The following is an 18,542-nucleotide window of genomic DNA, read 5'->3' on the forward strand; positions in this document are numbered from 1 at the left end:
GTTCTGGTGGCTATTCTTCTGGACGCGCCTAAGGCCAATGTCACGGCATGGATCCTAGGGTCTGCGCGCGTCGCTTCGCTCCTTGCTCCGCCCTAGGATGACGAAATCCTAGCGCTTGCGCTGCCCTCTCAAGCCGGCGCGGCCCCCTCTCCGGCCGCTACGCGGCCACCTCTCCCCCACTCCGTGGGGGCGAGGAACTAGCGTTCCACCACCGGCAAATCCCGCGCCGCCTCATCGATCTCAGCCCAGGGATCGCCCGAGGTCTCCAGCAGGCCCGGCAGCGAGGCGTAGTTCAGGTCCTCCGGCGCGTCGATGGTCTCGAGGTCTGTCCAGCTCACCGGCGTCGAGGCCGGCAGGTTGGTGCGGGCGCGCAGCGAATAGGGAGCGGCGGAGGTGTGGCCGCGGGCGTTGCGGTGGAAGTCGATGAAGATGCGCTTCTTGCGGTTCTCCTTGCCCATGGTGGTGGTGAAGGTGTCGGGCGCGCTTGCCGCGAGCAAGGTGGAAATGGCGCTGCTCGCCTGGTGCAGTTTCTTCCAGTTCTGCTTTCGGGTCACCGGCACGGTGATGTGGATGCCCTTGCCGCCGGAGGTCTTCACGAAGGGCACCAGGCCGAGGCTTTCCAGCCCGCCCTTGATGTGGACCGCCGCCTCGACCACCTCGCGCCACGAAATCCCCTCGCCCGGGTCGAGGTCGAAGACGATCTGGTCCGGCCTGTCGAGTTTTGTGCGGTGCGTGCCCCAGGTATGGAACTCGACGACGCCGAATTGCGCCAGCGCCAGATAGCCCTTGGCGTCCTCGACCGAAAGATAGGTTTTCGTCTCGCCTTCCGAATTGACGCTCTCGAACACCGCCACCGAAGGCGGCATGCCGGTGAAGGCGTGGCGCTGGAAGAAGCAGTCCTGCGGCTTGCCGGTCGGGCACCGCACCAGCGACACCGGCCGGCCGATGATATGCGGCAGCATGAAATCGCCGACCAATGCGTAATAGACGGCGATGTCGAGTTTTGTCGGCCCGGTCTTGCCGAACAGCCGGCGCTCCGGATTGGTCACCCAGATGGTGGCGAGGTCGGATTCGGCGATCAGCCGCTTGCGTTTCACCGGCGCCGGCGTGGTCAGCCCGCCGACGTCGCGCAGGCCGCGAAAGACGCCGTGGCGGATCGCATTGTCGGCGGTGCGGTTCGAATAGCGCACGCGCGCCGACAGCAGCGGCTTCACCCAGTGCATCTCGCGCATGATCTCGCGCGGCACGCCTTCCGGCGGGCTGGCGCCGGCCGTCAGCCGCTCCAGCCTGGCAAGCAGCTCGGTCGCCATGTCGCGGTCGAAGCCGGTGCCGACCTTGCCGCGATAGTGCAGCTCACCGTTCTCGAACTCGGCCATGCCGAGCGCGGCCAACCCTTCGGCACGGTCGGAGACGGTGTAACCGGCGATGACGAAATCATCCGTCTTTTGCGCCTTCACCTTGGTCCAGCTCTTGGCGCGGCCGCTCATGTAGATGGCGTCGGCGCGCTTGGAGACGACGCCTTCGAGCCCCAGCTCCGAGGCTTGATCGTAGAGACCCTGCCCGTCGCCCTCGACATGGTCGCTGTACTGGATGGCGGCATTGGCGGCTTGGCCGGCGAGGAGCTCGGCAAGCAGCGCCTTACGCTTTATGAGCGGCGCCTTGCGCAGGTCCCAGCCGTCGAGATGCAAAAGATCGAAGGCGTAGAAATGCAGCTTTGAACCTGCGCCTTCGGCCAGCGCGTCCTGCAGCAGCGCGAAGCGCGAGATTCCCCTGTCGTCGAGCACCATGATCTCGCCGTCGATGATCGCCTGGGCGACCGGCAGGCGCGAAAAGGCCTGCGGGAGATCGCCATAGCGCTTCGTCCAGTCGATGCCGCCACGGGTGATCAGCCGCACCTCGCCATCCGTCACATGCGCCATGGTGCGGTAACCGTCGAATTTGATCTCGTGCAGCCAGAGCTCGCCCGTGTTCTCCGCCGGCCCCTCGCCGCCCGGCGGATTCGGCACCTGGGTGGCAAGCTGCGGCTCGATGCGGCTCGGCGGCGCGGCCTTGACCGCGCCGGGCAGCGAGCCTGGTTTCAGCGAACCCGGCTTCGGGGGCAGACGTTCCCGCTTCCTCGGCGGCGCCCCCAGTTCCTCGATCCGGCGGCCGGACTTCACGCTTTCGGGCCGCTCGCTCAGGATGTCGCGTTTCGCATCGGCAGCGAGGTCGCGCTCCTTGAACAGCAGCCAGTTCTTCTTGCTCTCGTCCTCGCCGGGCTTGGGCTTCAGGCGCGTCAGCATCCAGCCGCCATTGAGCTTCTGGCCGGCCAGCCGGAACTTGAAGGCGCCGCTGCGCAGGCTTTTGTCGACATCCTCCATCGGCGCCCAGGTGCCGGTGTCCCAGACGATCATCGGCCCGCCGCCATATCCGCCTTCGGGGATGACGCCCTCGAAGTCGATATATTCGATCGGGTGGTCCTCGGTCTCGACGGCAAGCCGCTTGTCGGCCGGGTTGAGCGAGGGGCCGCGCGGGACAGCCCAGCTCTTCAACACGCCGCCGATTTCGAGGCGCATGTCGTAGTGATCGGCGGTGGCGTGGTGCTTGTGGACGACGAAGCGGTTGGAGCCCTCAGAGGCGAGGCCGCCCGCGGGCTCGGGGGTGCGGGAGAATTCGCGCTTGGCGCGGTAGGGTTTGAGGTTGGCGGGCATGGATCAGGCGCCGAAGAACGCAATGGAATACGACGAACGCCGAGTTCCTTCGCCCCCCTCTCTGTCCTGCCGGACATCTCCCCCTCTAGGGGGGAGATTGGCAGTTTGAGCGCCGGCACCTCTCTTGCAACGGTGGCGATTGGCGAAACCGGCGGCGACATCTGATCTCCCCCCTTGAGGGGGAGATGTCCGGCAGGACAGAGAGGGGGGCTGTCCCGCCAGCATCTGAGATTTTCCTATAGCGCGGCGGAGCAAAGGAAAGAGATCAATCGTCGATCGCCGGCGTCAGTTCCAGCTCGGCCGGGGTCAGCCCCTGCCTCAGCTGGCTCAGCCGGAACTCGTCGACCCAATAGGCTTCGCCGTCGACCAGCACGCGAGCGCTGTAAGTGCCGCCGGAAAAGCGCTGCGCGGTGACATAGACCTTGTGGCGCTCGAGCGCGGACTTCACCGCGGCGCGGCGGGACTTTTCTCTGGAGACGGGACTGGCCATGGCCTCACTCGAACACGCTGCCGCCGAAGGATGCGGCTGTCACAAGCATGGCGGAGAGCGGAATGTGAGTCAATTTGGCCAGCGCAGGCCGCCCGCTCACCGCCCCGCCCGCAGCCGCCGCCAGCGCTGCATGAAGTCCTGCGCGAGCTTGAAGAGGCGCGGGTTGTCGCGCACGAAGGCGACGCCCCGACCGCGATACTTGATGGCGCCGCTCGCGGCCAGGCCCTTCAGCGTGATGCCGTAGCAAAGCTCGGACAGAACCGACTTCACCGCGCCCATATGCTCCTTGTAGCTCTGGTTGCCGACCGACAGGTCGAAATAGTCGAAGCCCTGCCCGCGGCCCCAGCGGATCAGCTCGCCCATGATGCACAGCCCGGGCGAAACGTTGGGCACCGCGGCCTGGTCGATCGCGACCAGCAGCGCATGCAGTGTGCCGAGATGGACCGCAAGGTACTGGACCGCGACCATGACGTCGCCGGCGCGCAGGCCGAAGACGCGTACCGAACCGTCCTTCAGACCGCGCTGCGCCGCGCTTCGGTAGAACTCGGCGACCGGCGGCCGCGCCAGGAGATCGAACCGGCCGAGCTCGCGAAAACGGCTGAGCCGCATTTCGACCAGCTTGCCGAAAATCGAGTCCACCAACGCCGGCGTGTCGGCTTCCACCAACGCCAGGCCACCATTGCGGTCCAGACGGCGCAGGTCCTTGTTGAGGGCCTTGACGAAGGACGGACGGCAGATGCGCTTGACGACGGTGTCGGCGTCGCCATCCATGGCGATGCCGTAACGGGAATGGATGGAATCGCGCGCCGGCGAAAGCAGCGCCAGGGGATTGGCGACGCCGCCGATCTCCTTCGGGATACCGGTGATGTGGATGCGGTCCGCCGGCGGCAGCACGGAAAGCACCGCCGCCCAGGCGGCCTCGGCGGACTGCCTTGTCCAGGGCGTGGCGTCGGCGAGCAAGGGTGCCGCGTAGTCGCAGACCCCGCAGCTCAACCACTCGACCACCCAATGGCCGAACGCGCGGCGCCGCATTAGCGGCACGAGCATGACCGGTTCGGCCGTCGCGGCGTCCCGCAATTCGACGATGGCCAGTTCGGCTTTCGGGGGCATGAGCCGCTCGACGATCCCCTCGGCCCAGGCGAAATGCTGGTGGCCGGTGCACACGCCGGTCGTCTCGAGACGCAGCCAGAGCGGCTTGGCCGTTTCGAGGCTGGTGTGCAACTGCGCCACGTAAGCGATGCCAGCGGCGCCGGCGTGCGGCGCGGCCTCGCCCTCGGCCAGGCCGGTCGTCATCGCGGCCATCGGCATTGCCTGGCTTGCCACATCATTCTCCTATCGTCTCTGCACGGCGAGCGTCGCCGCGCGGCGCCAGGCGCCGACCATCGTGGGGCGCTGCTCGTTGGGGTGCTTGAGGTTCCACATGCGGTTGGCCGTGAAATACCATGAGGCCACCAGCACGAAGGTCTCCGACACCGCGGCGCCGGCCAGCGCCCATGTCGACGGCGCGACGGCCAGCAGGATGCCGATCGTCGCCAGCCCGACGATCGCGCCGGCCATGGTGATGAAGGCGACGATGCGGAAATCGCCCAGAATCTCGAGGACCACGCGCGGCATCACATAGGCCATGATCGGCACGAAGTTGGCGATGGCGAAGAGCCCGATCAGGCCGACCGAGGCATGCTGCAGAGCCTGCGATTTGATCATCGGCAGGATGAACAGGACGCCGCAGCCATAGGCCAGGCTGCCGCAACCCATGACAAGCGCCCAGATCTTGGCCTGCGTCCAGACGCGGTCGAACTCCTTGTTGCGCACCAGCTTTGCAAGTTCCGGCTGCAGCATGTTCGAGAAGGCTAGACTGGAGATGCGCAGCGGCGCGAACAGCACCAGCACCGCCGCCAGCGGGGCGTAGGCGGCAGGCCCGGCGATGCCCGCGACCAGCAGCGCCAGGGATTGCCCCTGGATGTTGGTGGTGGTGGCGCTGAAGCCCGACCAGCAGAGCTGCGGCCAGAGCTTTGCATAGCGCCGCCAGGTCGGCGCGCGAAACGAGACGCGCAGCCTGCGGCGCGCCAGTTTCACCAGCACCGCGATGCCGACGATATTGGCCGCGGCAAGTGCGTAGAAAGTGGTCTGAAGCGCGTTGGCGAAGAACCAGATCGCCGCTGCCGCCAGCACTATGCCCGCGATCGTGAATGCGGCGTCGCTGATGGAGACGACGAGTTGCATGCGGCGCGCGAAGAATGCCGTACGCATATGGCTGCGCAGCGACCAGGCGCAGACGAAGCAGGCGGCGCCGATGCCGCTCGGGTCGCCCAAGAGGCGCATCAGCAGCCCCGTGCCCAGCCCCATCAGCAGCGCCACCACCAGCGCCGCCGATCCGAAGGTCATGTCATACGCGTCGACGCCGGCGCTGTTGGTGCTCTTGCCCATCCATATTGCGGCCGGAACGGCGGTGAGCGAGCGGATATAGGACAGGCCGACGCCGCCCATCACCATGGCCAGCGCGAAGAGGCCGTAACCTTCGGCCGACAGAAGATGCAGCAACGCGATGTTGAGGGCGAAATGGAAGCCGCTCTGCATCGCCTCGCCGCCGATCATCAGCATGAGGCGCCGCACCAGATGGGCCGGGAAGGTGAACTTCACGGGCTCGTCTCCGCCTCGCGGGCGACGCCCGCCCGTCCCCGCCGCGGCGTGGCCTTCAGCTTGTCGGCCACGATCGCCACGATCGCGGCGGCGGCGATATGCTCGCTGAAGAGCGTCTCGTAGCGCGTGCGGCCGGCGGCGGCGAAGCCGCGCCAGAGCTCCGGCCGCTGGATGATCTCGCTGAGCTTGCCGGCAAGGGCCTTGGCATCCCCCGGCGGCACATGCCAGCCGGTCTCGCCGTCGGCCACCACTTCCACCAGTCCGCCGATCGCCGACACCAGCGGCGGCCTGCCCCAGCCCATCGCCTCGATGGCGACGCGACCGAGCGATTCCGGGCGGCGCGACGGCACCGCCACGATATCCGCCCAGCGATAGTGGTCGGTCGGGTCGGAGACGAAGGGCAGCACCTCGACATGCCCTGTAAGCCCCATGCGCCCGACCAGCTCGGCGAGCGCCTGCTCGCGCTCGACGCTTTCGAAGGCGCCGCCGACGAGACGGACCTCGACGCGATTGCGCAACCCAGCGGGAAGCGAGGCGACTGCTTCGAGCAGCACCTCCTGCCCCTTGATGCGGTTGACGCGGCCAAGCAGCAGGACCCTGAGCGGGCGGCTGCCGTCATAGGTCACCGGCAGGGCCAGCGGCCCGGCGACGCCGTTATAGACGACATGCGTGCGCCGCCCCCTGGCATCGATGGCCGGCGGATCGCCGAACGTTGCGCGCGTGGCGCGCGAGTTGAAGATCAGGTCCGCACGGCTCCAGCGCATCAGGGCGACAAGCACCTTGCGCAATATGCGCTCGGGGATTTCGTGGATGTGCAGCAGCGCCTTGCGCGGCAAAAGCCGCGCGGCCAGCGCATAGTCGGCGATGATCGAGGTGTTGATATAGGTCAGGTCGCTGCCCCGCATGCGGCGCCAGGCGCGCCAGAGCGCCGCGGGCAGTCGCGCCATCTCGACGGTGGCGAGCCTGAGCATCGCCTGGCGCCTGAGCACCCAGAGCGGCTCGAACACGATGCGGCTGGCATGCGGCTTGAGGATCTCGACGATCGGCCCCTGGCGCGGCAGCACGACCTCGATCTCGGCGGCCGGAAACGCGGCGCGCAGCGCAGCCACGCTCTCGGCGAAGCTGCGGTCCGAACCATAGAGCTCGTAGCCCTGATGAACGCAGGCAATGCGCATCACTTTCTTTCCACCTGCACCTCGAGTCCGCTCGGCACCGGGCCCTTCAAGCGCGGAAGAAACTTCATGCCAAATCCGCACGCCGCTCCACCCAGCGGTGGCCACTGCAGGCCCGGGAGCAAGGATCGTGCCGGCTTCCTGATTGCCCTGCTGCGGCCCTGGTACCCGACCGTGCCCCGTATCGACACAGATACGTCGCGAAGGTTGACCGATAATGAAGCAAGCCCCGCGCTCTGAAGAGAAATTTTACACCTTCATGCGAGTATCCACCCTGGGGGTACCCCTGGCACGGAAGTTGCTGGGCGGTCATTGACATAGCGACAACCATGACCGGACCCCGGGGGAATCCTTTTATTTTGAAACCGGAACTATCTTCCAACCCGATCGAAAAGCCTTCGATCCTGATCCTGGGGACACGCGGCATTCCGGCTTCCCACGGCGGCTTCGAGACTTTCGCCGAGCGGCTGGCGCTTTTCCTGGCCGGACGCGGCTGGAAGGTCGGCGTCTATTGCCAGAAGGAAGTCGAGCGCGTCGGCCAAAGGGTGACGAGCGACACCTGGCGCGGCATCGAGCTCATCACCATCGAGGTCGCCTCCAGCGGGCCGCGCGCGACGCTGGAGTTCGACTGGCAATGCGTGCTCGATGCCGCCAGGCGCCCCGGCGTGTGCCTGGTGCTCGGCTATAACGGCGCGGTGTTCCTGACCTGGCTCAGGCTCATGCGGCGCAGGATCATCACCAATATGGACGGCATCGAGTGGCGGCGGCCGAAATGGGGGCCGGCGGCGCGCGCCTGGTTCTGGCTCAACGAATGGATCGGCGCCTGGCTGTCGCAACGGCTTATCGCAGACCACCCGGCGATCGCCGACCATCTGGCGACGCGGCGGCCGCGCAGCGCCATCACCACCATCGCCTATGGGGCCGACCCGGTGACCTCGGCGCCGGAGGAACCCGTTCGCGCGCTCGGGCTCGAGCCCGGCAAATACCTGGTCTCGATCGCGCGCATCGAACCCGACAACAACATCCTGCCGATCATCGAAGCTTTCCGCCGCCGCGATCGCGGCGACATGAAGCTGGTGGTGCTGGGCACGCTCAACGACGAGATCCCCTACCATCGCGCCGTGCGCGAGGCGGCAGGCACCACGGTGATCATGCCAGGCGCGATCTACGACCAGGCGAGCGTGAAGGCGCTGCGCTACCATGCGCGCGCCTATATGCACGGCCACACTGTGGGCGGCACCAACCCCTCGCTGGTTGAGGCGCTGGCTGCCGGCAACATGGTGATCGCCCATGACAACCGCTACAACCGCTGGGTCGCCGGCGAGGCGGCGATCTATTTCAACGACACCGACAGCCTGAGCGCACGGATCGACACGGCGCTGGCCGACGACGCGCTGGTGGCGCGTTGCAGCAAGGCGGCGCGGGCACGCGCCCGCGAGGCCTTCCGCTGGGAAGACGTGCTCACCGCCTATGAGAAGGAAGCGCTGCGGCAGCTCGGCGGCGCCACCGCCGCGCCGGCGCAAGCCGACCGGGCCAAGCACGCATGACTGGGCACGCATGACTGGGGCACGCATGACTGGGCACGCATGACCGGCTGGTCTCGCCGCCGTCTGCTCGGCGCGGCGCTGGCCGTGGCGACGGCGCCGCTGGCGGTCCCGCCGCTCGTATCTAGAGCGCGCGCCGCCGGCGAATGGCCTTTCAGGCGCGGCGTCAACGCCTGGCCGTGGTTCGCGCTGACGCGCGAATACCCGGCGCCACGCACCGACTATGACTGGCCGCCTTTCCAGTCGCAGCGGCCGGTGCCGACGCCGGCTGACCTTGCCCGGCTGCGCGCCAGCGGGCTTGACTTCATCCGCCTGCCTGTCGATCCGGGCCCGTTTCTGGTCGCCGATGCGGACCGACGCGCCGACCTCATGGCGATGCTCAGTGCGGCGGTCGAAGCGGCTTTGGCCGCCGATCTCGGCGTCATCGTCAACGTGCAGGCCAATGGCGCCACCCATTACTGGAACCCCGAGCGCATGATTTCCAGCACCGGCGCGCCGGAATTCGCCCGCTACCGGGCCTTCGTCGCCGACGTGGCGGGCATGCTCAAGGACATAGCGCCCGGCAGGGTCGCGCTGGAGCCGGTCAACGAGCCGCCGCAGGACTGTTCCTCCGAGGTGTGGCCCAAGGTGCAGGCAGCGCTGCTGACCGCCGCGCGTGGCGCGGCGAAAGACCTACCGATCGTCGTCACCGGCGGCTGCGGCTCGATGGTGCGGGGCCTCACCGCGCTCGATCCGGCGCCGCTGGCGGAATTCGAGCCGATCCTGTTCACCTTCCACTTCTACGAACCCTACCTGTTCAGCCATCAGGGCGCGCCATGGATGCGCGAGCCGGTCTACCGCGCGCTGAACAACGTGCCGTGGCCAGCCTCGGCCGGCACATTGGAACAGACGCTGGCCTCGGTCCGGGCCAGGATGGCTGAGGATACGGAGAGGTCCGACGAAGCCAAGAAGGCCGCCTATGAAGAGACCGAGAAGGTGCTGAAAGTCTATTTCGACGCCCAGCCCGACCGTCGTTTCATCGACGGCTACCTCGCGCAGGTGAGCGGCTGGGCGGACGGCCATGGCATCGCGCCCGGGCGCATCATCATGGGCGAGTTCGGCGCGCTGCGCACCGACGCCCGCTTTACCGCCGCGCCCAATCCCGACCGCGCCCGCTACATCGCCGACGTCCGGCAGAGCGCAGAAGCCGCCGGCTTTCCCTGGGCGTTCTGGGACCTGTTCGACGGCATGGGCATGATGGACGACATAACCCGCGCGCTCGATCCCGCCATGGTCGAGGCGCTGGGCTTGACGATGCCGCCAACTTGATTTTTTGAATCACCAAACCGTTCCAAGCGTTTGGTTTGATGCGGGAGCCGGTGGGTGGGAGACCGGTGCATTCTTGCGAGATCACCATCTGGCTGTCGGTGATAGCGATCAACCTGGTCGCGGTGCCGCTGGTGTTGCTTGGGACGCGGAGGCATGAGGCGAGCGGGGTGGCGGCCAATGCGTAAAGGCTGTGCTCGGTCGCCCTGTTCTGCTCCGGGTGATGAACGGCGCCCGCCGCCAATCGCTCGCCGCCGGGCAGCAAGAATGTACATCTATTTGCGCATTTTCGTTGATAGGTCGTGCAAATTGTGCAAATAATTGCACGTTAGCTTCCCAAGGAATCCTTGTGCCGGAGACCAACACCACCAAGATCAAGGCTCGGCTGGAACGGGAGGGCTGGCAGCTTGTCGGCGGCTCGAAACACGACAAATACAAGAAGGCCGGGATGCCGACGATCATGGTCCCCGGCACAAGGCGGTGACGCCCTTGGTAGCCCGGTCAATCGCAAAAGCGGCGGGCTGGGAATAATACCGACTCCTCACCACGCTCCATCAAGAGCAAGGCAACGAAGAACATAGGACCAGGACATGTCTCGCTATATCGCACTCGTGGATGCCGCGGACGGCATCGTCGGTGTGTCGTTCCCCGATGCACCAGGCTGCGTGGCCCAATCGGAAAACCGGGATGAGGCATTCAAGGACGCAACCGCGGCTCTGGCTGAATGGGTGGCTGAAGAACTGGCGGAGGGTCATGACGCTCCCCGCCCTCGCAGCATGGACGAGCTTATGGCCGATGAGGCGGTACGATCGGCCTTGACCGATGGCGCCGTTTTGATCTCGGTCCCCCTCATACGCGACTATGGCCGGCCGGCCCGGGCCAATATCTCATTGGATGCAGGCCTGCTGGCCGACATCGACGAAGCAGCTCATCGACTGGGTGTCACCAGGTCTGCGTTTCTAGCTGCGGCGGCCAGGGAGAGGCTTAAGGAAACTGTCTGATCGTTCCTTCGCCGGCCTGTACAGCGCCAGCGCGATCACCACGAATTTGGTCATCAGCGTCGTCTTGGAGGCGATGCTTTCGGAGGTGTTGAGCAGGATGAGCCAGCCCAGCATCGGCAGCCAGATGCCCGGGTGGCAACGGCGCGCAACCTCGTGCATGAACAGCGCGAAGCCGAAGAAGATCAGAAGCGTGAAGAAGGCGCCCTGGTAGAGCGTCAGGCGCAGGATCGGGTTCTCGATGCCCTGCTCCAGGCCGCTGATGCGGCGCATGCTGTCGAGCAGGTCGACATCGGGCCCGACGATCAGATCGCGCAGCTCCAGATGCCGGAAGAGGTCGAACATCTCGACGCGGGCATTGGCGCTGCCGCTGTCGGAGACGAAACGTTGGAGCAGAGCGTCGAAGAAGCCGTAATAGCCGGCGAGCGCGATCGCCAGCGGCAGCAGAGCGGCGAGCATGATCACCAGCGCGGCGCCCAAGAGGTTGACTCGCCCGGTCCTGAGCTGTGCCAGGCCCTGTATCAGTAGATAGACGCCGCCGAGCAGGATCGTCAGCACCATGCCCGAGCGGCCGCCGAAGGCGACCAGCGCGCAGAACTGCAAGCCGACAAGCGCCAGCCTGAGCGGCGTCGACAGCGAGCGCGAACCCGACAGCAGCGACAGCACATAGATCGAGGTGACCGTGGCATTGGAGAGCGGATGCCCCTGCAGCGCGGTGGAGCGCAGATCATTGACGAACACGGCGCCGTCGAACCTGTAGGGGAACACCAGATGCTTGGTGCCGAACTCGAACAGCGCCATCAGCGCGTTCACCGTCATGACGGCATGGATGACGATCCGCAGCTGGGCAAAGGTCTTCTCATCGTCCTCGCTAAGCAGCAGCACGACCAGCGCCGGGGCGACGAACGTGTCGATCATGCCGGCCATGCCGGGGCGCTGCCTGAGGATGACGACGAACAGAAGCACCGTCGAGATCACCGCCATCAGCATCGTTGCCGGCCGCTTGTTGGTGACATGGACCACATAGCCGACCGGATTGCCGAAGGTGCAGGCGCGCCAGACGAAGACGAGCACGAAGAGATAGGTGGACGGGTGGATCTTGCTCAGCGGGCTGCCCTGCAGACCGTCGTAATTGTAGCCTGCCAGCCACAGCATGCCGCCCGAGATGGAAAACAGAAGCAGCACCGCAACGGTGATGCCAAGACGGGTCAGCGTGTCAACCGGAACAGTGCGCTGGCCCGCCATGCCGTAGCCCGGGGCCGGGACAGGCCGGGCGGGACCAGCCAGGATCGAGGCCATGTCAGGCCGCCTCGTCGACCAGCATGGCGCCGGTCGGCAACCGTCCCATGACGGAGACCGCTTCGGAGGTCGAGGCGACGTCGCGCATCGGGGTCGCGTTCAGCCTGGCGACGAGCAGGATCTCGTCGGCCATGGCGACCAGCGGCAGGACGTTGAGGTCGTCGGCCAGCGCGCCGCCGTCGATGACGACGAGCTCGAAACTGCGATTGGCCTCGGCCAGCATGCGGTGGGCGAAATAGAGCGCCTGCGCTTCCTGGAACACCGCTGCCGGCCGGCCCCGGCCGATGAGCGCCACCGAACTGCCGGGCGCATAGCGGCTGACCGCGTCGAGCGGATATTCGCCGCGCAGCACGTCGAGCACGCCGGGCTGCGGGTCCTTCTGGCCCTTGCCGGCATTGATGTCGATGAACAGCACGCGGCGGCCCCTGGCGGCGGCCGCGTTGGCGAGCTGCCATGCCACCCTCGAGCGCTGCGCCTTGTCCTCGGGCGACGACGCCACCAGGATGGAGGGCACCAGCGGCCAGTCCGACGGACGCCTGGTGGCGGCGGCGATACGCTGCAGCGCGAGCCCCGCCACGGCATCGGTCTTCTGGGCGGCAGCGCCGGAGCGGCGGCGTCCCCTGCCCGGCAGCACGCCCAGCACCGGCGCCTCGATGGCTGACTGCATCTGGTTGGCGGAAAGCACGGTCGGCGAAAGATATTCGGCGATCAGCGCCATGCCGATGCCCAGCGCCAGCCCGCCGAACACGGCGCCGAACACAAGCAGCCCCTTCGGCGGCCAGCTCTTCTTCAGCGCCGGCATGGCATTGGAGATGATGCGGGCATTGGTGCTGTCGACATTGGTCTGCTCGCGTGTTTCCTGGGCGCGTTGCAGGTAGTTGGCATAGACGGTGCGCACGGCGTCGAGGTCGCGCTGCAATTCGCGCAGACGCACCGATGCCTGGTCGGTATCGAGCGATTTCGACTTGAGCGCCGCCACCTTGGCCTGCAGCGCCTGCTGGTTGGCCAGGGATCGTTCATAATCGGTCTCCGCGGCGGTGACGATGCGGCCGAGCTCGCGCTGGATCAGCACGCGCAGGTCGCGCAGCTGCTGCTGGGCGGCGATCATCGAGGGGTGGCGCGGCCCGAGCCCGGTGCCGAGCTGCGCGATCTGGTCGACCAGCGCCGCTTCCTGCGCCCTGAGGCTTGAAATCGTCGACGAGCGTGTGGCTTCCGAGGTCGCGTCCGGCGCGCCGCCCTGCCTGCGCAGCTGATCGACCTGCGCCTTGAGCTGCTGGGTGCGCGCCTGCGCGGCGGTCAGCTCGGCATTGAGCCCGGTCAGTTCCTGGTCGCTCACCAGATTGCCCTGCGCCATCACCATGTTGTGCTGCGAGCGATAGGCCTCGACCGCGTTCTCGGCCTGCTCGACGCGCTTGCGCTGTTCGTCGAGCCGCGCGGTGATCGCCTCGGAGGCCTTGGCGGCCTTTTCCTTGCGCGCGTCGGCCTGGTCGGCAAGGTAGGCGGTGGCGATGGCGTTGGCGATGTCCGACGCCTTCTGCGGGCTCTTGGCGGTGATGATGATGTTGAGCACCAGAACCTTGTCGTCGCGCTTCACAGCGAGGACACGGCGCAGCGAATCCAGCGTGGTCGCCGTCCTGTCGGTGTCGCTGTCGCCGAAGAGCATGCCCATCCAGCGCCCGAGACCGCCCTGCCCGTTGAACTCCGGATCCTCGGTGAGATTCTCCGCCTTGATCGCGCGCAGCAGCACGCCGTTCGACTGCGCGACGCTGACCTGGCTCTCGACCTGGGTGATGCCGCCGTCGGGCGAGATGCGGCTCGGATTTACGTCGTTGGTGACGACCTGGAGGTCCTCGGGATCGACGATGATCTGCGCCGTCGAGGAGTAGAGCGCCGGCGTCAGCATGGTGTAGACAAGCGTCAATCCGGTGAGCAGCGCGGTGACGGCGAGGATCAGGAAGCGGCGCCGCAGCAGGATGCGGCCGAGATCGCCAAGCTCGACCGTGGCAGCCGCTGGCGCCGGTGCGGGCGCGTAATAGGCTGGCGCCGGCGCGACCGCCTCCGGAGCGTTCTGCTGGGGCACCATGAGCAGGGGTGGTTGCAAAGGTCGCTCCGACAACGCTCCATCGGCCGGCAAGACGAGAAATGCGGCGTTGGCCTAGCTATTCCCGGCAACGATTAAAACACTGTTAATTATGTTCATAAATTGGGGCTGCCCTGGCACGAAGTTTGCACCGACACGGTGGAAATTAGGTGCAGCTGAAATTGGAGACATCGTGCGCATGCGGCGGGAACTAGAACCGGCGGGCCTGCCTGCCGGCTCCGGAGGCGAGTCGCCCGGGGACCGGCCATGCGCCTGAGCCTGCGCCTCGACGGCGACCGCGTGCGCGCTTTCCATGTCGCGCTGGCCGAAAGGCTGTCGCAGCTGCCCGGGATCGAGCTTTGCGTCGACGCGCGTCCGGCGGCGGGCGGTGTGCCGCAGGCGGCCGAGGCGCTGTTCCAGCTTGAGACGCTTATCCACCGCCTGCCCGCCGATGGGACGGCTAGGCGTGTGCCAATTTCGATGCTGGCCGGCCATGCGAGAGCGTCCCAGCCAACCGAGCTCACCATCGACCTCGTCGGCGATGTCGAGCCGCAAGGCGGACAGGTCTGGCAGCTCGCCTATGACGGCGTCTGTGGCGAGGAAGCCCTGCTGGCGCTCATCCTTGCCGGCCGCACGCCCCTCGCCCGGCTGGAGCAGGACGGCGCTGTCGTCGCCGAAGGGCGGCTCGGTACCGAATATCACGGCATCGCGCTGGCATCCTTCCAGGACATGCTGGCGCGCTCGGCCAGCCTGATCGTGGCGGCGGTCAATGGCGCCGCGCGCTCGCACCTGCCTGTGCTGCCCGAACCGCCATCCGGGGCGTCGTCCCCGCCCATGCCACCGGCCACGAAGCTCGGCGTGCGGGCCGCCAAGGCCATGGCGCGGCGCATCGTCCAGCAGATCTATCATCTGTGCTACAACGCCCCGCACTGGCGGGTCGGCTGGCGCCAGACCGGAGGCAGCGACCTCTACGAACTGCGCGCCCATCCGCAATCGGGCTGGCGCGACCTGGCTGACGACGGCAGCCGCTTCTACGCCGACCCGTTCCCGGTGCTTTACCGCGGCCAGGTGACGCTGTTCGTCGAGGACTACATCCACCGCACCGGCAAGGCGATCCTGTCGGCGGTGGCTTTCGGGCCGAACGGACCGGCAGGCACCCCGAAGCCGGTGCTGGAACTGCCCTACCACCTCTCCTACCCCTTCGTGTTCGAGCGCGACGGCGAGATGTGGATGGTGCCTGAAAGCGGCGCCAACCGCAGCGTCGATCTCTACCGCGCCAGCGCCTTCCCGGGCGGCTGGGTCAAGGAAGCGACGCTGTTGTCGGACATCGTCGCCAGCGACGCCACGCTCACCGAGCATGGCGGGCGCTGGTGGATGTTCGCCACCGTGCGCGACGGCGGCGGCGCTTTCTCGGACCAGCTGCATCTGTGGTCGGCGCCGGTTTTCCGCGGGCCGTGGACGCCGCATCCGAAGAACCCGCTGCTGATCGACATCGCCTCCGCGCGCCCCGCGGGCCGCATGGTGAGCCGCGGCGGGCAGCTGCTGCGTCCGGTGCAGGATTGCCGCAGGAGCTATGGCGCCGCGCTCGGCATCGCGCGGGTCACGCGCCTCGACGACACCGGCTTCGAACAGGTCGTCGAGACGATCCTCAATCCCGGCGCCGGCTGGGCCGGCCGCAAGCTACACACACTCAACGAAGCGGGCGGGCTGGAATTCATAGATGGTTCGGCAATGGCGCCGCGCTGGAAGCAGCGGCGGGAGAGCATGCCCTCGGGCCTTGGAGACAAGCAATGAGCACCACCGAGAACCGCGAAACGCCCGCAGCCCCGCCCGGCAGGACCGAGGCGGAAGTGGCGATCGTCGGCGCCGGGCTGGCCGGAACCGTTCTGGCGATAACGCTCGCCAAAGCTGGCCGCAAGGTGGCGCTGATCGATCCGCACCGTGTCCACCATGACGAATTCAGGGCCGAGAAAACCCGCGACGAACAGATGGGGCTGTTCGAGAAGCTTGGCCTCGGCTCGGTCTTCAGGTCGCTCTCCACGCCGATGACCGATCTCCATGTCTTCCGCTTCGGCCAGTTGTTCGAGCGCAAGCAGACCTTCGAATACGCCTTCTCCTACGCGCCGCTGGTCAACGGCATGCGCGCGGCGCTGCCTCCGGAAGTGCCGCTGACGGTGGGCAAGGTCGCCGAGGTGTCGACCGGACCGGACCGGCAGCGCCTGGTGCTCACCGACGGCTCGGTCATCGATGCGCGGCTTCTGGTGGTGGCCACCGGCTACAGCGAGGCGGTGCGGCGCGCCATCGGCGTCGAGCGCATCGAGGAATCGAAGGCGCATTCGCTGTCGATGGGGTTCGACCTGGCGATCACGCCGCAGGAATTCGGCCTCCAGTCCCTCACCTTCTACGCAAGGCGGGTCGCCGATCGCATTGCCTTTCTTACCATCTTCCGGATCGGCGAGCGGCTGCGGGCGAATATGTTCGTCTATCGGACCGTCGCCGATCCATGGGTGCGGGCGTTCCGCGAGAACCCGCAAAAGATGCTGCTGGACCTGATGCCGGAGATCGCCCAGCGATGCGGCAACTTCGCCGTCGCCAGCGAGGTCGAGGTGCGACAGGTCAGCCTGACGACGACACGGGGCCATCGCCGCGACGGCGTGGTCTTCATCGGCGATGCGTTCGCCACGACCTGCCCGGCGCAAGGCGACGGGATAAACCGCGTGCTAACCGATGTCGATTGCCTCAGCTCCACGCATATCCCCGCCTGGCTCGAGACGCCCGGCATGGCGGCCGACAAGATCTGCGCCTTCTATGACGATCCGATCAAGGTCGCGGCCGACACCAGGGCCCTGCGCGCCAGCATCTATGCCAAGCGCATCACCACCGAGACAGGGCTGGAATGGCGCCTGCGCCGCCTGCGCAACAACACCGCGCGGCAGTTGATGGTCTTTAGCCGACGGATCCGCGAAGCGGGAAAACCGGCCGAGCCGCGCGCGGCGTGAGAGGGGGCGCTGCGCCGCCGGGCGGGCCTTGGGCACGTCATCGTGACTGAGCTTACGAATCCGTAAGTCGCATCCCTGGCGATGCCCGCTTAAACCAAAGGTGAGCAGTGTCTCGTGCTCGGCGGGACAGCGTCTCATCAATGGCCCGCTGCCGCCTCTATCGGTCCGGCAGCGGGCTATCGAGCAGCAGGATCGTTTGCGCCGCCCGTGATAGCCGCTTGAACGCCCGAAAGGCGCCGCCCGGATCCGCGCTTTCGGCGCGCCCGGGGGTTGGCCGCGCACCGCGCTTCGCCCTATCTTCGGATGGAAACGAGGACCAAGACCATGACCCGCATCCGGGCGATGACGAGGAACGATCTTGCCGATGTGTCGCGGCTGCTCGGCCAATCCTGGCGGCGGACCTACGCGCCGATCATGGGCGACGAGACCGTGGCCCGGCTCTCCGACGAAAGGCACGCGCCGGACCAGCTTGCGCAAGAACTGGAAGACGAGGACAAGATGTCTTTCGTCGCCGAACGCGCCGACGGCTCGATCGCCGGCTATGCGATGGCGGCGATGGACGCCAAAGGCGACGTCACGCTGGAGCGGCTGCATATCGAGCCGCAGGCATTCGGCAGCGGGCTTGCGGTCGACCTTCTGCATGCCGTGCTTGCCGCCCATGCCGGCATCCCCTCGATCGCGCTGGAGGTGATCGAAGGCAACGACCGCGCGATCGCCTTCTACCGCAAGCACGGCTTCGAAGTGGTCGAGCGCCGGGAAGCCGCCCACGGCGTCCGCGGGCACGCCTCGCTGATCATGCGCCGCATGCTGCCGAGGGCTTAGAGACGGCGGCAATGGCCGCTGCGTTGACGCAAACGCTCTGGTCTATCGACGACCTTTGCGAGAAGATGGACGCCGTTGCGCCGAAGCCGGGAAAGCGCGGTCCCCATAGGAAGCAGGAAAAGCGAGTTTCATGAAAGCGGAGTATAAGGGTCATAGGATTGTGGACGCCGATAAGCTCGCGTTCGATCTCTCCACATGGCGCCCGTCTGATCCAACTGATTTTTCGCTCACCATCGATTTTTATGCGGGAGAAGAGGGCAAAGAGGGCTCAGATGCCTTCACGGCCACGGTGTGTTCGCCGACATGGTTTCTTCGGTCCCACACAGAAGCAGTCTTTTCAGGTGAAAGCGTGATCTTCATGCGGACCTTCGATCACACTCAACTGGAAGAATTTCTCATCGCTCGATGCGCTTCGGCCAAAGGCAATAGCTGGAAGGAGATAGCCTGTGAGCTTTCGCGGGTCGGGCTATGGGAATTCGAATACAAGCTCTGAATTTCAAACT

Annotated in this window: 15 protein-coding genes; 8 read left to right on the forward strand and 7 right to left on the reverse strand. The window is 66.7% G+C overall.

The genetic code is table 11. The features are described from left to right. Positions 1-197: 197 nt before the first annotated feature. The 5 genes from ligD to EJ072_RS34970 all read right to left on the reverse strand — a co-directional run bounded on the left by ligD (position 198) and on the right by EJ072_RS34970 (position 6,995). Entirely contained in the window at positions 198-2,690 is a 2,493-nt protein-coding gene (gene ligD, locus EJ072_RS34950) for a DNA ligase D (RefSeq protein ID WP_126083306.1), read from the reverse strand. A 265-nt stretch (positions 2,691-2,955) separates the two neighbouring features. Then, entirely contained in the window at positions 2,956-3,180 is a 225-nt protein-coding gene (locus tag EJ072_RS34955; protein ID WP_126083307.1) for a hypothetical protein, read from the reverse strand. Between the two features lie 96 nt (positions 3,181-3,276). Then, positions 3,277-4,503: a GNAT family N-acetyltransferase gene (locus tag EJ072_RS34960; protein WP_126083308.1), complete on the reverse strand. Its 1,227-nt coding sequence runs from the start codon at positions 4,501-4,503 to the stop codon at positions 3,277-3,279. Positions 4,504-4,512: 9 nt separating this feature from the next. Next, a complete protein-coding gene (locus EJ072_RS34965) occupies positions 4,513-5,820 on the reverse strand; it encodes a hypothetical protein (protein WP_126083309.1) in 1,308 nt (435 codons plus the stop codon). Continuing rightward, positions 5,817-6,995: a glycosyltransferase family 4 protein gene (locus EJ072_RS34970; protein WP_126083310.1), complete on the reverse strand. Its 1,179-nt coding sequence runs from the start codon at positions 6,993-6,995 to the stop codon at positions 5,817-5,819. The genes EJ072_RS34965 and EJ072_RS34970 overlap by 4 nt, the downstream gene beginning before the upstream one ends. Before the next feature lie 356 nt (positions 6,996-7,351). On the opposite strand from EJ072_RS34970, the gene EJ072_RS34975 reads away from it, so the two are divergent. The 4 genes from EJ072_RS34975 to EJ072_RS34990 all read left to right on the forward strand — a co-directional run bounded on the left by EJ072_RS34975 (position 7,352) and on the right by EJ072_RS34990 (position 10,842). Continuing rightward, positions 7,352-8,539: a DUF1972 domain-containing protein gene (locus tag EJ072_RS34975; protein WP_245467113.1), complete on the forward strand. Its 1,188-nt coding sequence runs from the start codon at positions 7,352-7,354 to the stop codon at positions 8,537-8,539. Positions 8,540-8,578: 39 nt separating this feature from the next. Next, entirely contained in the window at positions 8,579-9,844 is a 1,266-nt protein-coding gene (locus EJ072_RS34980; RefSeq protein ID WP_126083312.1) for a cellulase family glycosylhydrolase, read from the forward strand. Positions 9,845-10,190: 346 nt separating this feature from the next. Beyond that, positions 10,191-10,325: a hypothetical protein gene (locus tag EJ072_RS37440; RefSeq protein ID WP_281059513.1), complete on the forward strand. Its 135-nt coding sequence runs from the start codon at positions 10,191-10,193 to the stop codon at positions 10,323-10,325. A 106-nt stretch (positions 10,326-10,431) separates the two neighbouring features. Further along, complete coding sequence (locus tag EJ072_RS34990; RefSeq protein WP_126083313.1) at positions 10,432-10,842, forward strand: type II toxin-antitoxin system HicB family antitoxin; 411 nt, start codon at positions 10,432-10,434, stop codon at positions 10,840-10,842. Here the strand turns inward: EJ072_RS34990 and EJ072_RS34995 are convergent. Together EJ072_RS34995 and EJ072_RS35000 are read right to left on the reverse strand one after the other, a co-directional pair. Then, positions 10,801-12,138 carry a VpsF family polysaccharide biosynthesis protein gene (locus EJ072_RS34995; RefSeq protein WP_126083314.1) on the reverse strand — a complete coding sequence of 446 codons (1,338 nt, stop codon included), beginning with the start codon at positions 12,136-12,138 and terminating at the stop codon, positions 10,801-10,803. The genes EJ072_RS34990 and EJ072_RS34995 overlap by 42 nt on opposite strands. Position 12,139: 1 nt before the next feature. Then, on the reverse strand, positions 12,140-14,239 hold the full coding sequence (locus tag EJ072_RS35000; RefSeq protein ID WP_126083315.1) for a Wzz/FepE/Etk N-terminal domain-containing protein: 2,100 nt from the start codon (positions 14,237-14,239) through the stop codon (positions 12,140-12,142). A 246-nt stretch (positions 14,240-14,485) separates the two neighbouring features. Between EJ072_RS35000 and EJ072_RS35005 the strand changes: the two genes are divergently transcribed. From EJ072_RS35005 to EJ072_RS35020, 4 genes are all read left to right on the forward strand, one after another. Next, positions 14,486-16,012, forward strand: coding sequence for a formyl transferase (locus EJ072_RS35005; RefSeq protein ID WP_126083316.1), 1,527 nt, complete (start codon positions 14,486-14,488; stop codon positions 16,010-16,012). Further along, a complete protein-coding gene (locus tag EJ072_RS35010; protein ID WP_126083317.1) occupies positions 16,009-17,217 on the forward strand; it encodes an NAD(P)/FAD-dependent oxidoreductase in 1,209 nt (402 codons plus the stop codon). The genes EJ072_RS35005 and EJ072_RS35010 overlap by 4 nt, the downstream gene beginning before the upstream one ends. A gap of 324 nt (positions 17,218-17,541) precedes the next feature. Continuing rightward, positions 17,542-18,039 (forward strand): N-acetyltransferase, encoded by a 498-nt coding sequence (locus EJ072_RS35015; RefSeq protein ID WP_126083318.1) that lies wholly within the window; start codon positions 17,542-17,544, stop codon positions 18,037-18,039. A gap of 130 nt (positions 18,040-18,169) precedes the next feature. Then, a complete protein-coding gene (locus tag EJ072_RS35020) occupies positions 18,170-18,532 on the forward strand; it encodes an Imm8 family immunity protein (RefSeq protein ID WP_126083319.1) in 363 nt (120 codons plus the stop codon). The last annotated feature ends 10 nt before the right edge of the window (positions 18,533-18,542 follow it).

The sequence above is a fragment of the Mesorhizobium sp. M2A.F.Ca.ET.046.03.2.1 genome (assembly GCF_003952425.1).
Classification (GTDB): Bacteria; Pseudomonadota; Alphaproteobacteria; order Rhizobiales; family Rhizobiaceae; genus Mesorhizobium.

Excerpts from the sequence above, each read along its gene's own strand:
- ligD (WP_126083306.1), bottom strand. The coding sequence starts at position 2,690 with ATGCCCGCCAACCTCAAACCCTACCGCGCCAAGCGCGAATTCTCCCGC.
- EJ072_RS34955 (WP_126083307.1), bottom strand. The coding sequence starts at position 3,180 with ATGGCCAGTCCCGTCTCCAGAGAAAAGTCCCGCCGCGCCGCGGTGAAG.
- EJ072_RS34970 (WP_126083310.1), bottom strand. The coding sequence starts at position 6,995 with ATGCGCATTGCCTGCGTTCATCAGGGCTACGAGCTCTATGGTTCGGAC.
- EJ072_RS34980 (WP_126083312.1), top strand. The coding sequence starts at position 8,579 with ATGACCGGCTGGTCTCGCCGCCGTCTGCTCGGCGCGGCGCTGGCCGTG.
- EJ072_RS34990 (WP_126083313.1), top strand. The coding sequence starts at position 10,432 with ATGTCTCGCTATATCGCACTCGTGGATGCCGCGGACGGCATCGTCGGT.
- EJ072_RS34995 (WP_126083314.1), bottom strand. The coding sequence starts at position 12,138 with ATGGCCTCGATCCTGGCTGGTCCCGCCCGGCCTGTCCCGGCCCCGGGC.
- EJ072_RS35005 (WP_126083316.1), top strand. The coding sequence starts at position 14,486 with ATGCGCCTGAGCCTGCGCCTCGACGGCGACCGCGTGCGCGCTTTCCAT.
- EJ072_RS35010 (WP_126083317.1), top strand. The coding sequence starts at position 16,009 with ATGAGCACCACCGAGAACCGCGAAACGCCCGCAGCCCCGCCCGGCAGG.
- EJ072_RS35015 (WP_126083318.1), top strand. The coding sequence starts at position 17,542 with ATGACCCGCATCCGGGCGATGACGAGGAACGATCTTGCCGATGTGTCG.
- EJ072_RS35020 (WP_126083319.1), top strand. The coding sequence starts at position 18,170 with ATGAAAGCGGAGTATAAGGGTCATAGGATTGTGGACGCCGATAAGCTC.